At 71.2% G+C, this 14,832-nt stretch carries 10 protein-coding genes; 1 reads left to right on the plus strand and 9 read right to left on the minus strand.

The window, feature by feature from the left end:
- Positions 1–134 precede the first annotated feature (134 nt).
- Positions 135–701 (minus strand): MarR family winged helix-turn-helix transcriptional regulator, encoded by a 567-nt coding sequence (locus tag ACZ7OO_RS30955; RefSeq protein WP_471509784.1) that lies wholly within the window; start codon positions 699–701, stop codon positions 135–137.
- A gap of 125 nt (positions 702–826) precedes the next feature.
- Between ACZ7OO_RS30955 and ACZ7OO_RS30960 the strand changes: the two genes are divergently transcribed.
- The gene (locus ACZ7OO_RS30960; protein ID WP_471509786.1) at positions 827–1,243 is read left to right on the plus strand and encodes an organic hydroperoxide resistance protein; all 417 of its coding nucleotides are present in this window, start codon (positions 827–829) and stop codon (positions 1,241–1,243) included.
- Here ACZ7OO_RS30960 and ACZ7OO_RS30965 read toward each other — a convergent pair.
- From ACZ7OO_RS30965 to ACZ7OO_RS31000, 8 genes are all read right to left on the minus strand, one after another.
- Entirely contained in the window at positions 1,230–2,744 is a 1,515-nt protein-coding gene (locus ACZ7OO_RS30965) for a hypothetical protein (protein WP_471509788.1), read from the minus strand. The genes ACZ7OO_RS30960 and ACZ7OO_RS30965 overlap by 14 nt on opposite strands.
- A gap of 78 nt (positions 2,745–2,822) precedes the next feature.
- A complete protein-coding gene (locus ACZ7OO_RS30970) occupies positions 2,823–4,118 on the minus strand; it encodes a hypothetical protein (RefSeq protein WP_471509790.1) in 1,296 nt (431 codons plus the stop codon).
- Complete coding sequence (locus ACZ7OO_RS30975; protein WP_471509792.1) at positions 4,115–6,304, minus strand: bifunctional glycosyltransferase/CDP-glycerol:glycerophosphate glycerophosphotransferase; 2,190 nt, start codon at positions 6,302–6,304, stop codon at positions 4,115–4,117. Before ACZ7OO_RS30975 ends, ACZ7OO_RS30970 begins: the two co-directional genes overlap by 4 nt.
- 35 nt (positions 6,305–6,339) lie before the next feature.
- Entirely contained in the window at positions 6,340–8,541 is a 2,202-nt protein-coding gene (locus tag ACZ7OO_RS30980; protein ID WP_471509794.1) for a bifunctional glycosyltransferase/CDP-glycerol:glycerophosphate glycerophosphotransferase, read from the minus strand.
- A 133-nt stretch (positions 8,542–8,674) separates the two neighbouring features.
- Positions 8,675–10,927: a bifunctional glycosyltransferase/CDP-glycerol:glycerophosphate glycerophosphotransferase gene (locus ACZ7OO_RS30985; RefSeq protein ID WP_471509796.1), complete on the minus strand. Its 2,253-nt coding sequence runs from the start codon at positions 10,925–10,927 to the stop codon at positions 8,675–8,677.
- Between the two features lie 155 nt (positions 10,928–11,082).
- Positions 11,083–11,922 carry a carbohydrate ABC transporter permease gene (locus ACZ7OO_RS30990; RefSeq protein ID WP_471509798.1) on the minus strand — a complete coding sequence of 280 codons (840 nt, stop codon included), beginning with the start codon at positions 11,920–11,922 and terminating at the stop codon, positions 11,083–11,085.
- A 91-nt stretch (positions 11,923–12,013) separates the two neighbouring features.
- Positions 12,014–13,345, minus strand: coding sequence for a carbohydrate ABC transporter permease (locus ACZ7OO_RS30995; protein WP_471509800.1), 1,332 nt, complete (start codon positions 13,343–13,345; stop codon positions 12,014–12,016).
- Between the two features lie 7 nt (positions 13,346–13,352).
- Complete coding sequence (locus tag ACZ7OO_RS31000) at positions 13,353–14,735, minus strand: ABC transporter substrate-binding protein (RefSeq protein ID WP_471509802.1); 1,383 nt, start codon at positions 14,733–14,735, stop codon at positions 13,353–13,355.
- Positions 14,736–14,832: the final 97 nt, after the last annotated feature.

The following is a 14,832-nucleotide window of genomic DNA, read 5'->3' on the forward strand; positions in this document are numbered from 1 at the left end:
ACGAGCCGAGCATAGGCGGATGCCTCGGCCAGGTCGCTGGCATTAATGGCCCCACACCCGCCCAACCCGGCGAAGGTATGCGGTCAGAGCACTAGCCGCATACCGATACGGCCCCACGCCCCTGACAGGGCGCTTCAGCGCGCCTCTTTCTCCAAAGCCGCCGAATCCGCAGCCGCAGTCGCCGCAGCCGCAGTCGCCGAATCCGCAGCCGCAGCCGAACCCGCAGCCGCCGAACCCGCAGTCGCCGCGTCCAACGCCCCCGTCAGCTGGTCCAGCCGGGCCTTCAGGTTCCGGATCTCATCGACGTCGAAGCCCGTCGCGGCCATGATCCGTCGCGGTACCTCGAACGCCCGCTCCCGCAGCTCGGCGCCCTGCTCCGTCAGCCGTACCTCCACCGAGCGCTCGTCGCGGGCGCTGCGCTCCCGGTGGACGAGGCCTGCCGCCTCCAGCCGCTTGAGCAGGGGCGACAGCGTGCCGGAGTCCAGGCGCAGGTGTTCGCCGAGCTTCTTGACCGGCAGGTCGCCCTGTTCCCACAGCACCAGCATCACGAGGTACTGCGGGTAGGTGAGCCCGAGGTCCTTGAGGATCACGCGGTAGACGCTGTTGAAGGCGCGGGACGCGGCATGCAGGGAGAAGCAGATCTGGCGGTCCAGGCGCAGCCACTCTGCCTCGGGGGCGGGGGTCGGGGTCGTCGCGGTCATGGCTCGATCGTACCTCTTGTGAGTCATTTAGTTGTGCGCAATTTAATTGTGTGCTCTACTTGGCGTCGTGAGGGCGGTGGAACGGAAGCCGCCGGAACACCGAACTTCGAGAGGGATGGTCTTCCATGGACGCGATCTACACCGCAGCCGCCACCGCCACCGGCCGGGAGGGACGGGCGGTCAGCTCGGACGGGCAGCTGGACCTCGCGCTCGCGTTCCCGCCCGCGCTCGGCGGCAACGGCCAGGGCACCAACCCCGAGCAGCTCTTCGCCGCCGGTTACGCCGCCTGTTTCGCCAGCGCCCTGGGCGCCATCGGCCGCCAGGCCAAGGTCGACACCGGCGAGATCTCCGTCACCGCCGAGGTCGGCATCGGCAAGGACGAGTCCGACGGCGGCTTCGCGCTCAAGGTCACCCTGCGCGTCGAGCTGCCCGAGGAGCTCTCCAACGAGACCGGCGAGAAGCTCGTCCACCAGGCTCACGACTACTGCCCCTACTCCAAGGCCACCCGGGGCAACATCCCGGTCGAGCTCATCGTCGAGTAGTCAGCCGAGCAGGTGGCCGAGTGGCCACCGGTACGTCCCTGGTCCGGGTGAGCCGCGCGAGCACCTCCCCGGTCCGCCGGCTCCAGTCCACGGCCACCGCGTCTCCGGGCAGTCGCTCCCACCGGGTCAGCAGCAGCCAGCGCACCCGGGGGCGGTGGTCGTGGGCGTCGGCCAGTTCGATGCCGTATCCGGGGAGCAGGCGGACGGCGTAGTAGGCGTCCGTGATCACCGGTTCCCCGGGGCCGATGTGCCGGGCCGCCCAGTCGTACGACGGCCAGCGCGGCGGCTGGACGAAGCCGACCGGATCCAGTGAACGCGGTACCACCGCTCCGGCCTGCGCGGCCAGAAAGCCCAGGCAGGCCCCGCCGGCCGCGGCCCAGCCGAGCGCCCGCCGCCGGCCCGGCCAGGGCCGCTCCGCCGCCAGCTCCACCGCGAGCGCGCACTGCGGTGCCAGGAGGGCAGGACCGAGCAGTTCGCCGAAGCCGTGGCGGCCGCCGTATCCCGCCAGCAGGGACTCCAGGACGAACAGCAGCACGAGCGGGTCGCGCCACCCCTCGGCCCGACCCGCGGCCCAAGCCATGCCCCGACCCGTGACCCGAGTCGCCTGCCCGGACGCCTGCCGCGCCCGCAGCCACAGCGCCGGCACCCCGAGCAGCGCCAGCCAACACCGCCCGACCACCCCGTCGTGGACCCCGTACGTCCCGTACACCCCGTACCCCTGGGGCAGCACCCGCGCGTGCGTCCCGAAGACGATCAACCCGGTCGCCACCGCGCACATCAGCCCCCACCGCCCCCACACCGCGCCCCGCCACACCCGCTGCCACCCCGCCACGAATGCCACCGCCCCGGCCGCCGCCGCCACGCCGATCACCGGGTCGACCAGCGCCACCACCCCGTACAGCACCCCGAGCGCCGCGTATCCGGAGAGGCTGCGCAGGCCGCTCGGACCGACATAGCGCACCCGGCGCAGATCGCGGGCGCGGGTGCCGGTCAGGGCCCAGGCCCAGAGGGTGAGGCCGAGGGCGAACGCGGACGGGTAGCCGAGGCTGCCGGTCAGGGGCAACAGGGCCAGCGAGCCGCTGCCCCAGCCCGGTCGAGTGCCCCACAGCACGGACATGAAGGCAAGCGCCAGTACCGGCGCCCAGGGACGCGGGGTGAGTGCGCGGACCAGCCGGCCCAGGCCGGTCAGCAGCACCAGCAGGTTCAGCGGGCCGCACACCCGCAGCAGCTGCCACCCGCCGAGCCCGGTCAGCCGTGCCAGCGTGTCCTGGGCGAGCACGTACGGCGACGCGGTGACGTCCGCCAGGGCCGCCCTTAGCCGTTCCACCGCCGCCGCGTGCTGCGCGGCCTCGCAGCACGGCGGCACCCGCCAGTACGCCAGGGTCATCAGCAGCCAGAACAGCAGGCCGAAGACCTGGTAGGGGGTGAGTCTCCGGTCGCGGCCGCCGTGCAGGGCGGTGGAGCCGCGCGCGGCGCGCCGGACCAGGGCGCCGGTGCTCACCGGAGAGAACGGACAGGGTGGACCATCTGCCGAGTGTTCCCGCGCGTCTTGCTGGTGTCCCGGCGGCTCTGCCGCCCGTCACCTCATCGAGTGAGTCTCCGGCAGGTCCCCGCCGCTCACCTCGTCGAGTGACCCCTGCACGGGAACGGGAACCACCCGGCGCACCAGCGGCTCCAACAGCAACGGCAGCCCCACCACCGGCAGCAGCCAGGCCAGCACGATCAGCCGGTCGCCCCAGATGTTGATGTCCGGATGCCCGGCCTGGGTCAGGAACCCGGTGGACGCGGCCGCCAGCAGGAAGACCCCGAAGGCCGGGCGCCGACGCGCTCCCCACACCCCGGCCGCCAGCGCCGCCGGGAACAACGGAGCCAGCAGCTGCCGGCGCAGCCACTCCACCCAGAAGTTCCACTCCAGATGGAGGAACTCCAGCCAGGGACGGACCCGGTCCGGGTGGGTGTAGTGGTTGGTCAGCAGGTCCTGCATGCTCTCCGCCTCGGAGGGATAGCGCAGCAGCCGGGCCAGGAGAAGGGTGCCGGCGACCGCCACGCAGCCCGCCGCCGTGATCGCCACCACCCCGCGCCCGGCCGCCCGGCCGTGCCGTCGCCGCCACACGGCGATCGCGGCGCCCGCCCCGGCCAGGCACACCCCCAGGAACAGCGCCTGTGAGTGCTTCACGGCGAACAGCGTGAGCAGCGCGCCCGCCACCAGCGCCGTTCCCGCCCGCGCCCGCCGGGTGAGGGCCAGCGCACAGCCCCACACCGCCGTCAGGGTCAGCGCCAGCATCAGGCCCTCGGTCATCGGCCGCATCGCGGTCGTGCCCACCGGCAGGACGTAGTACAGGGCCTGCCCGGTCAGCGCGAGCGGCACCGGTACCGACAGCGTCCGCAGGACCAGGAAGGCCAGCGCCCCGCCCGCGACCGTGACCAGCACGCTCGCCAGCCAGACCCCCCAGGTCACCCCGAACACGGTGACGAACGGCAGCAGGAACACCGGATAGCCGGGGCGTACCTCGAAGATCGCCCGCAGTCGGGGGGCCACGAAGGGCACGACGTGCCCGTCCGTCTGCCCGGCCGCCAGCCGGCGCTCCACCCGCCGCAGTTCATCCTCCCGGCACTCCGCGAAGACCCGCCCCGCCGGGCTCGGCGCGTGGAAGTGCACCACGTTCACGCTCTGCGCGCGCTCCGCCGCCGACGCCTTGCCGGCGCACGCCCAGTCGACCGTCCTGCCCGCCGCCTGCCGTTGATCCGCCCCGCCCAGGGTCAGCGCGTAGGACACGTAGTTCTTGGAGTCGGGGGTGTCCCGGCCGGTGACGTTGGCGAGTTGCAGCACCGCGAACACGGCGGCCAGGACCAGCACCCAGGTGCGCGGTCTCATGTCGACGCCAGCAGGTCGTGACCCGCGGCAGGTTCCGGCACCCGCGCACCGGCAACCGGCATCGACTCGCCGAGCAGCAGCGTCCGTACGACCCGTTCGGCGGCCCTTCCGTCGTCGAACTCGCAGAAACGGGACCGGAAGTCGGCCCGCAGCCGCGCCGACTCCTCGTCCTGCCAGCCGCCCGAGGCGAACAGCCACGCCAACTCCCGGTAGGAGTACGACACATGGCCCGGTGCCTCGGCGGTGATGTCGAGATAGGCGCCCCGGCTCGCGGTGTACGCGGCCCAGTCGTCGGCGTGCACGACGATCGGGCGGTCCAGGTTGGCGTAGTCGAACATGACCGATGAGTAGTCGGTCACCAGCGCGTCCGCCGCCAGCAGCACCTGCTCTGCGTGCGGTTCGCCGGTCGCGTCGACCACGATCCCGCGCCGGTGCAGCTCGGCCAGGCCCATCCCGCGCGCCGGACCGGTCGCCAGCGTCGGATGCAGCCGGACCACCAGGGTGTGCCCCTCACCGAGGTCGGCGGCGAACCGGGCCAGGTCGATCCGGTCGACATGACCGCCCCGGACGTAGTCCCGGCGGGTCGGGGCGTAGAGCACGACCGTGTGGTCGGCCGGAATGCCGTACCGGGCCCGGAAGTCCGTGTGACCGCCCTCGACCAGCACGTCGTTGCGCGGGCTGCCCGTGCGGGCCGACGCGAAGTGGCAGGGGTAGGCCCGCTCCCACACCAGTTCGGAGTGGCGGTTGGCGACCAGGCTGTGGTCCCAGCGGTCGGCCCGGCGCAGCATCTGCGGTACGTCGAGGCCGAGCCGGGCGCCGGGCTTGCCCAGCAGGTCGGCGCCCAGGTACTTGAGCGGGGTGCCCTGGTGAGTGTGGATGTGCACGCTGCCGGGCCGCTTCACCAGCGTGCCCGGCCAGTTGACGTCGTTCACGAAGAACTTCGCGCGGGCGGTGAGCCGCCGGTACTCCGGGGAGTCCAGCAGCACATGCTCCACATCGGCGGGCAGCCCCGCCGCCACCTCCTCGTCCTTCACCACCCAGACGCCCCGCAGCCCCGGCGCGATCTCCCGGGCCTTGCGGTAGACGGCCGCCGGGTCGCCCAGCAGGCCCTGGTGCGCGGACGCCGAGTACAGGACCAACTGCTCGTCCGGCGCGCGGTGGCCGCTCAGCCCGGTCAGCGCGCGCCGGGCCCGGGCGCCCGCCGCCCGCCGCACCCGCAGCGCCTGCCGCCCCCCCTCCCGGCCGATCCGCGCGGCCTGCTGCCGCAGCCGGTACGACGCGTAGGAGCCGCCCAGCAGCCCGAGGTCGGCACCCTCGGGCCGGTACGCCCGGTACAGCTCCGCCGTGCGCCGGAAGAACTCACCCTTGGCGGCGGGCGGCAGCCGGTCCGGCTTGGCGAGGATGTCCAGGCAGTGCTCGCCCATCCTCCGGTGCAGATACGGCCGCCAACTCGCCAGATCCGGGCGCGAGTCGACGTAAGCGAACACCCTCTTGTACTGGTCGTGGATGTCGAAGTGCTTGCGGCTGGTGGTGGAGAGGATGTTGCCCTGCCGGCGCTGGCGGTAGTTCAGGCAGATCCGGTCGAGGGTGGCGATCCGGCCGGCGCCGAGCAGGACCGGGAAGGTCCAGGGGGTGTCCTCGTAGTAGCCCGGCGGGAACCGGAAGCCGTTCTCCTCGACGAAGTCACGCCGGTAGACCTTGTTCCACACCACCATCAACAGGTCAAGGATCTCGGGGTGTTCGGCCGCCGTGAACACGTCCGACCTCGCGCTGAGGACCTCGGCGAGGGCGTTGCGCCGTGTCCCGCCCCACCAGTAGGTGCGGGCGTAGTCGAAGACCAGCACGTCCGGGTCGCCGGTCTCGGTCAGCCGGTCGGCGATCGCGCTCAGCGCGCCCGGGGTGAGGGTGTCGTCGCTGTCGAGGAAGAGGAGGAAGTCGCCGGTGGCGTGGGGGAGTCCGGCGTTGCGGGCGCGGCCGAGGCCGACGTTCTCGGGCAGGTGCAGGACGCGTAGGCGCGGGTCGCGGGCCGCGTACTCGTCGAGGATGGCGCCGGAACCGTCCGGGGAGCGGTCGTCGACGGCGATCACCTCGATGTCGTGGAAGGACTGCTCCAGGACCGAGTCGAGGCACTCGCGCAGAAAGCCCTGCACTTTGAAACAGGGCACGATCAGACTGAATCGGGGCACGGGTCAGCTCCTCACTGAGTCACGGAGTCACGGAGTCACGGAGTCACGAGTGACGCGGCGGCCGGGGCGGGCAGGCGTTCCGCGAGGGGGATCAGCGGCGGGAGCGCGTCCGGCGACTGACCGAGGAACACCCGTCGTACGACCCGTTCGGCGGCCAGACCGTCGTCGAACTGGCAGAAACGGGCCCGGAACTCGGCCCGCAGCCGCTTGGACTCCGGGCCCCGGTAGGAACCCTCGCGGAAGATCCGGGCCAGTTCCTCCGGGGTGTGGGCGACCGGGCCCGGGGGCTCGGCCATCAGGTCGAAGTAGACGCCCCGGGTCTGCCGGTAGACCTCCCAGTCGTCGGCGTAGACGACGATCGGCCGGTCCAGGTTGGCGTAGTCGAACATGATGGAGGAGTAGTCGGTGATCAGCGCGTCCGCCGCGAGACACACGTCCTCGGCGGAGCGGTGCGCGGTGACGTCGATGATCCGGCCGGTGCCCTGGCAGGCCCCCCGGTCGTAGAAGTAGTGCGCGCGCAGGAGGACGACGACGTCCTCTCCGGCCGCCTCACAGAACGCCTCCAGGTCGAGGCCGGGCTCGAAGCCGGTGCGGTGGTCGCGGTGGGTGGGGGCGTACAGCACGGCCGTCCTGCCGTCCGGGACACCCAGCCTGCGGCGGACCCGGATCACGTCGTGGGCGGACGCCGTGTAGTAGACGTCGTTGCGCGGATAGCCGTACTCCAGCGCCTCGTACGAGCCCGGGAAGGCGCGCTCCCAGGTCTGGGTGGAGTGGCGGTTGGCGGAGAGGTTGAAGTCCCAGCGGTCGACGCGGCCGAGCAGCTTGGTGAAGCTGCCGGTCCGGGCGGCGACCACCGGGTACGCCGCCTGGTCGACGCCCATCTTCTTCAGCGGGGTGCCGTGCTGCGTCTGGAGATGCACGCTGCCGGGCCGCTTGACGACTCCCTCGGCGAAGTTGGCGTTGTTGACCAGGTACTTGGCGCGGGCCAGCACCTGCCAGTAGCGGCGGCTGCCAATCACCGCGTACTCGACGTCCTTCGGCACGGTGTGTTCCTGACCGGCCTCGACCAGGAACACCGAGCGCAGCCACGGGGCGAGTTGGCGGGCCGCGGCGTGGATGGCGGCCGGGTTGCAGGCGTAACCGCGCCCCCAGTAGGCGCAGTACACGGCGAGGTTCTGGTCGAGCGGGCGGCGCAGGTCGAGGGCGTAACGCAGCCGGGTGAGCGGCAGACGCGGTCGGGGCAGCCGCTCGGCCGCCCCGACCGCCGCGCGGTTGGTCCCGCGCAGCGCCCGGAACGCGGTGTACGCGCCCGCTGCGAGGAGCCGGTGCTGCACCCCGAGACTCCCGCCCGGCATCCGGAACCCGGCCGGGCGGTACGTACGGTGCAGCCACCCCGCCCGCCGGAAGAAGGCCCGGTGTCCGGACGGCAGCCGCTGCGGGCGTGCGGCCGTCCTCAGTACGGCCTCGAAGACCTGCTCGAACAGCGGCCGCGCCCGCTCGCCCGGGAGCCCCGCCGCCAACGACCGCGCCAGCACCAGCTCCACCTGGTCGAGGAGGTCCCCCTGATGCGGGCCCGGCAGGTTCAGCCGGCTGCCCTGCCGGCGCAGCCGGTGCCGTACGACCACCGAACGCAGCACCGCGACGCGGTCGGCGGCGATGCCGGTCAGGCCGGCCCAGCCGAGGTCCGTGAAGTGACCGTCGGGGAACCGCAGCCGGCGGTCGGCGAGGAAGGTGCGGTGGTAGGCCGCGCTCCACGCCGGCAGCGTCACTCCGGTCAGCGCGGGTGCCTCGTCCGGGGGGAAGGCGCCCTGCGGGGCGACCGCCAGCAGCGGCGCCGCCGGGTTGGCCGGCTCGCCCTCCCACCAGGGCGTCCGCTCGTGCTCGAAGTACAGCACGTCCACGTCACCGGTCCCGGCCAGCCGTGCGTCGAGGAGCGCCAGCGCGCCCGGGACCAGTACGTCGTCGCCGTCGAGGAACAGCAGATACGTGCCGTTCGCCGCCCGCATCCCGGTGTTGCGGGCCCCGCTGAGCCCGGCGGACGGCGGTGAGTGCACCGGGGCCACCCGGGAGTCCCGCTCGGCGTATCCGTCGGCGACCGCGGCGGCCGGGGTGTCCGGCGCGTCGCAGACCGGGATCAGCTCCAGGTCGCCGAAGGACTGGGCGAGGACCGAGTCCAGCGCCTGGGACAGCCGGCCGGCGACCCCGTGGGACGGGACGATGATGCTGAAGCGGGGCATGCTGCTCTTTCTCAGGTGTCCATGCGACCCGGCCTCCCCGTGGGTCGCCAGGGGGACGGCCGCGACGGAGTGGGCCGCGAGGTGTTCGGGGGCATGAAAGAACTCCCTGAAAGGCAAACGGCGTTCAGCGGCTCTAGGTGACGGGCAGATGACCAGAAGGTTGCGGAACGGTGGCCAGCGGGGAGTGGGCGAGCCCTGAAGCCGCCGACGGCACGGGATGCCGCGCGTCCAGCGGGATGAACTCCGGCAGCCCGGCCGTCTCGCCGAGCACCACATGCCGTACGACCCGCTCGGCGGCGCGTCCGTCGTCGTGCCGGCAGAACCGCTCGCGGAACGCGGCGCGCAGCTGCGCGGAACGGGAGCCGCGCCAGTGGCCGCTGGCGAAGATGTCGATCAGCTCGTCCTCGGTGCGGGCGACCGCGCCGGGTGGGGCCGAGCGCAGGTCGAAGTAGGTGCCGCGGGCCGCGTGGTAGGCGTCCCAGTCCTCGGTGTGCACGACGATCGGGCGGTCCAGGTTGGCGTAGTCGAACATGATCGACGAGTAGTCGGTGATCAGCGCGTCCGAGGCGAGGCAGAGGGACTCCACGCTCGGGTGGTCGCTGACGTCGATCACCCGCCCTCCGGCCGCGAGCGGGCCGCCGTGCCAGTAGTGGGCGCGGGCCAGGATCACGAAGCGCGGGCCGAGCCGGTGCACGATCCGGTCCAGGTCGAGCGCGGGGCGCTGGGTGCGCCGGTAGTCGCGGTGGGTGGGCGCGTACAGCAGCGCGACCGTGCCCTCGGGGACGCCGAGCGACTCACGGATCCGGGTCACGTCGGCCGAGGTGGCCTGCTGGAAGACGTCGTTGCGCGGATAGCCGTATTCGAGGGTGGTGTAGCCGCCCGGGTAGACGCGTTCCCAGGTCAGGGTGGTGTGGCGGTTGGCGGACAGGACGTAGTCCCACTTGTCGACGCCCCGCAGGAGTTCGTCGAAGTCCGTGTCGGCGGCGGCCGCCGGGTGTTCCTGGAGGTCGAGGCCCATGTGCTTGAGCGGGGTGCCGTGCTGGGTCTGCACGAAGACCTGGCCGGGGCGCTTGCGCAGCCGCCGGTCGAAGTTGACGTTGTTGACCAGGTACTTGGAGCGGGCCAGCGCGGTCCAGTAGCCGAAGGTGCCCGGACGCAGCCGGCGCGGGCCCGGCGGGACGGTGTGCTGGTATTCGGGGCGGGCGATCCAGGCGGTGCGGATGTGCGGGGCGTGGCTGCGGAACGCCGCCTCCAGGGCGCCCGGGTTGCAGCCGTGGCCGCGGTTCCAGTAGGCGGCGAAGACCGCGCGGTCGGCGCGCAGCGGCAGCCGCAGCTGGACGCGGTAGTGCAGCTGGAGGAGGGCCGAGCGCAGGCCGCGGGCGGACTTGACGGCGGCCTTGGCCGTGCGGCGGCCGGCGTACTGCGCCAGCTGGAGAGCGCGGTAGGTGCGGTGCAGACCGTAGTGGACGAGGCCGTGGCGGAGCCGGGTGGGCAACGGGACGGGCGCGCCCTTGGCCCGGTAACGGCGGCAGTGGGCGCGGGCCCTGCGCAGGAACTCGGCCCGGGTGCCGCGGGGCAGCCGCTCCCGCCTGGTGAACACGGTCGAGAAGTGGTCGATCATCCGCCGGAACAGCACGGGCCGCCAGTGGGCCAGTTCGGGGCGCTCCTCGATGAACGCGAAGACCCGGTCGTACTGTTCGAAGATGTCGAAGTGACCGCGGCTGGTGGTGCCGAGGATGCTGCCCTGCCGTCGCTGCCGGTAGTGCACACAGACCCGGTCCAGGGTCGCGAGGGACCCGGCGGTCATCAGGACCGGGTAGGTCCAGGGGGTGTCCTCGTAGTAGCCGGGCGGGAAGGCGAAGGCGTGCTCCTCCACGAACTCCCGCCGGTACGCCTTGTTCCAGGCCACCATGAGGACGCGGAGAAGACCCGGCCGGTCCTCGAGCCGGAAGGGTGCGGGGCCCTGCTCGGTCAGCTGCGAGGCGGCCTTGTTGCGCTCCGCCCGGCCCGTCCAGAAGGTCCGCGCGTAGTCGTACACCAGCACGTCCGGCTCGCCGGTCTCCTTGATCCGGTCGGCGACCGCCCGCAGCGCGTCGGGGGTGAGCGTGTCGTCACCGTCCAGGAAGAGCAGGTAGTCGCCGCGCGCATGCTCCATCCCCGCGTTGCGGGCGGCGCCCAGACCCTGGTTCTCCGGCAGATGGACGGGCCGTACGCGCGCGTCGCGGGCCGCGTACTCGTCGATGATCGTGCCGCAGGCGTCCGGCGAGCAGTCGTCGACGGCGATCAGTTCGAGATCGGGGTACGACTGCGAGAGCACCGAGTCCAGGCACTCGGGCAGATACGCCTGGACCTTGTACGCGGGGACAATGACACTGAACCTGGGCAAGGGGCATCCATGGGTCGGTCGGCGCGGGCGTTCTGCCCGGGAACGGCCAATGGAGTGATTTGGTTACGGTTCGCTACGTCATGTGGGGGAACTTCCGTGAACGGCGAAGGGCGACCCGGTGACCGACTCGCCCTCCTTTGGTATGTCTCGTACGGTTATTTGACCGCGCCGGCCATCACCCCGGTCACGAACTGCCGCTGGAACGCGAAGAAGACGGCCAGTGGGATCACCATCGAGATGAAGGCGCCGGGCGCGAGCACGTCGACGTTGTTGCCGAACTGACGTACCTGGGTCTGGAGCGCCACCGTGATCGGCTGGGTGCCCGACTTGGTGAACACCAGCGCGACCAGCATGTCGTTCCACACCCACAGGAACTGGAAGATGCCCAGGCTCGCGATCGCCGGCCCGCCGAGCGGCATCACCACCCTGGTGAAGAGCCGCAGTTCACCTGCGCCGTCGAGGCGGGCCGCCTCCAGCAACTCCCGCGGGATCTCCGCGAAGAAGTTCCGCAGCAGGAACACCGCGAACGGCAGACCGAAGCCGACATGGAAGAGGACCACGCCGAGGATCGTCCCGAACAGACCGATCTTGCCGAAGAGTTCGGCGATCGGGATCAGCGCCACCTGGACGGGGACCACCAGCAGGCTGACCACGATCAGGAACCACCAGTCCCGGCCCGGGAACTCCATCCACGCGAAGGCGTAACCGGCCAGCGCGCCGATGATCACGACCAGGACCGTCGCCGGGACGGTGATCAGGACCGTGTTCCACAGCGAGTGGGTGATGTCGCTGTTCGCCAGAAGGTTCTGGTAGCTGTCGAAGGTGAGTTGGGACGGCTTGGCGAACACGTTCCACCAGCCGCTCGCGCTCATGTCCTCCGGGGAACGGAGGGAGGAGGCGAGGAGTCCGATCGTCGGCACCAGCCAGAACAGGGCGACGACGATCAGGAAGACGCGGACCAGACCGCCGTTGATCTTCTCCAGCAGCCAGCTCATCGCCGCTCCTCCCGTCGCAGTCTGCGGACGTTACTGCGCCATCCCGGGGGATAACCCCCGGACCCCCAGCCGAAGGACAGGCGGTGCGTGCTCATCGCCGCTCCTCCCGTCGCAGTCTGCGGACGTTGAACCACATCACCGGGATCACGAGCAGCAGCAGGAACACCGCGATCGCGCTCGCGATGCCCGGCTGGCCCTCCGAGAAGCCCTTGCGGTACAGCTCCAGGGCGAGCACGTTCGCGTCGTCCTGCGAGGAGCCCGGCGCGATGATGTACACGAGGTCGAAGACCTTCAGCACATTGATCATCAGGGTGACGGTGACCACCGCGAGGACCGGCGCAAGCAGCGGCACGGTGACCTTGCGGAACACCTGCCACTCGGTCGCCCCGTCGACCCGCGCCGCCTCGAGGAGCTCGCGGGGCACGCCTGCCAGTCCGGCCGCGATCAGCACCATCGCGAAACCCGCCCACATCCAGATGTACGACCCGATGATGGCGGGCGTGACCAGGGACGGGCCGAGCCAGTCGATGCCGTTGTACGGCTGCTTGAAGTTGCTCGCGGGGAGCCGCAGCAGGGCCCCGTCGGCCGCGGCGGGGAGGGTGAAGGTGCCGTCGGCGGCGGCCTTGGCCGATGCCACCACCTTGCCGTTCTTCACCGCCTCGATGCGCATCCCGTCGTAGCCGAGCTCGGACGGATCGGGGGCGCCGAGCCTGCCGACGCCCTTGCCGCGGGTGAAGTCCTGCCAGGCGGTGCCGGTGATCTTCCCGGGGTCGGGCTTGGCCGCCACGGCCTTCCTCGCGCCGCCGGGCATCTGGTCGGGTGCCACACCGACCAGGGGAAGGGTGACGGTCTGCCCGGTGTGGACGGCGGCCGTGGTGACGAAGCCGCCCTGGTCCGGCTTCAGGGGCGACTCGCGGCCCGGGTGGGCGTTCGGGAACGCGGAGGACTGGGCGAAGGTGTCGTGGATACCGACCCAGACGGCGTTGGCGACGCCCTTGCCCGGGTCCTGGTCGTAGACGAGCCGGAAGATGATCCCGGCGGCCAGCATCGAGATCGCCATCGGCATGAAGACGACCAGCTTGAACGCCGTCCCCCAGCGGATCCGTTCGGTCAGCACCGCGAAGATCAGACCGAGGGCGGTGGAGACCGTCGGCGCGAACACCACCCAGATGATGTTGTTCTTCAGGGCGGTACGGATGCCGTCGTCCGTGAAGATCGCCTTGTAGTTGTCGAAGCCGGCGAAACCGTCGCCGGAGGCGTTGTAGAAGCTGCGGATCAGCGAGTACCCGATCGGATAGACCACCAGCGCGCCGAGCAGCACCAGGGCGGGGAGGAGAAAGAGGAACGCCACGCTCCTGCGGGTGCCGGTCACGCTCTTGCGGCGGCCGGGGGGAGCGGGGGCCGTGGTTGCGGGTGCGGCCATCGCCGGGTCAGCTTCCGCTGCCGTAGGCGGCCGCCGCGTCCTTCTCCAGCTGCGCCTGGGTGCCCGCGACGTCCTTCGGGTTCTTCAGGAAGTCCTGCAGGTCCTTCCACTCGCCCTTGCCCGGGGTACCGCCGAACGCCTGCGGGGCCTGGTCGGACATGTCGAAGCGGAAGTCGTCACCGGAGGCGATCAGGGACTGGGCGATCTTGCGCTGCACATCGTTCGGATACGCCGAGTTCGGCACGTTCTTGTTCGGCGAGAGATAGCCGCCGAGCTTCGCCTGGATCGTCGCCGCGTCCGGGGAGGCCAGGAAGGTGGCCAGCGCCTGCGCCCCCTTGGAGTCCTTCAGGATGACAGCCGCGTCACCGCCGGAGACCACGGGCGCGGCGGAGCCGACCGCCGGGAACGGGAACACCTTGGCGTCGGTGCCCACCTTCGCTTTGGTCTCGCCGATGTTGACCTGCACGAAGTCGCCTTCGAAGACCATCGCCGCCTTCGGCTGGTCGCTGCCGGTGAAGGTCTGGGTGACCGAGGCCGGGAACTCCGTCTGCAGCGCACCGTCCGCGTCGCCCGCGATGTACCCCTTCTTGCCCCAGATCTGGGCGAGCGTGGTCAGCGCCTGTTTCACGGACGGGTCGGTCCACTTGATCTTGTGCTGGGCGAGCTGGTCGTACTTCTCCGGGCCCGCCTGGGAGAGATAGACGTTCTCGAACCAGTCGGTCAGCGTCCAGCCGTCGGCGCCGCCGACCGAGAACGGGGTGACGCCCGAGTCGTACACCGCCTGCGCGGTCGTCTGCAGGTCCTGCCAGGTCTTGGGATCCTTGGCGCCCGCGTTCTCGAAGACCGTGGCGTTGTACCAGATCAGCGACTTGTTGGCGGCCTTGTAGTAGACGCCGTACTGCTTGCCGCCCACCTTTCCGATGTCCTGCCAGCCCTGCGAGTAGTTTTTCTGCACTTCCTTGATCGCATCCGCGTTCAGCGGCTTCGCCCAGCCCTTCTGTACGGCCTGCTTGATCGCGCCGGGCTGTGGCAGCAGCGCGATGTCCGGCGGCTGACCGCCCGCGATCTTCGAACCGAGAAAGTTGATGATCGGGTCCTGGGCGGGCACGAAGGTGACCTTCGCGCCGGTGCGCTTCTCGAACTCCGCGAGCACTTGCTTGAAGTTCTTCTGCTCCTGCCCGGTCCAGACGGCGGCCACCTCAAGCGTGGTGCCGTTCAGTTTGGGGAGGGTGAGGGTGGAGCCGGACGTACTGGCACTGCTCTGGGAGCCGTTGTCGTTCTTCTTGTCGTTGCTGCCTCCGCACGCGGCGAGCGTAAGGGCTCCCGCGAGGAGTGCGGCAAGTGTGGTGAGGGCCCTGCCTGTCCGGATGGCGTTGCTCATGGTGCGCATCACTTCCCCGTTCGTCGTTCCTCGTTGAACGTCAGGACTCTGTCCCGTGCGCTCCGGTGTACGCGGGGGCCGCCTGCGCGGCAAGGGTGCGTACAGG

It is taken from the genome of Streptomyces sp. NPDC111744, from assembly GCF_055634995.1.

Bases quoted from the DNA above. Each gene is read 5' to 3' on its own strand.
- ACZ7OO_RS30955 (WP_471509784.1), bottom strand. From the start codon at position 701: ATGACCGCGACGACCCCGACCCCCGCCCCCGAGGCAGAGTGGCTGCGC.
- ACZ7OO_RS30960 (WP_471509786.1), top strand. From the start codon at position 827: ATGGACGCGATCTACACCGCAGCCGCCACCGCCACCGGCCGGGAGGGA.
- ACZ7OO_RS30970 (WP_471509790.1), bottom strand. From the start codon at position 4,118: ATGAGACCGCGCACCTGGGTGCTGGTCCTGGCCGCCGTGTTCGCGGTG.
- ACZ7OO_RS30980 (WP_471509794.1), bottom strand. From the start codon at position 8,541: ATGCCCCGCTTCAGCATCATCGTCCCGTCCCACGGGGTCGCCGGCCGG.
- ACZ7OO_RS30990 (WP_471509798.1), bottom strand. From the start codon at position 11,922: ATGAGCTGGCTGCTGGAGAAGATCAACGGCGGTCTGGTCCGCGTCTTC.
- ACZ7OO_RS30995 (WP_471509800.1), bottom strand. From the start codon at position 13,345: ATGGCCGCACCCGCAACCACGGCCCCCGCTCCCCCCGGCCGCCGCAAG.
- ACZ7OO_RS31000 (WP_471509802.1), bottom strand. From the start codon at position 14,735: ATGCGCACCATGAGCAACGCCATCCGGACAGGCAGGGCCCTCACCACA.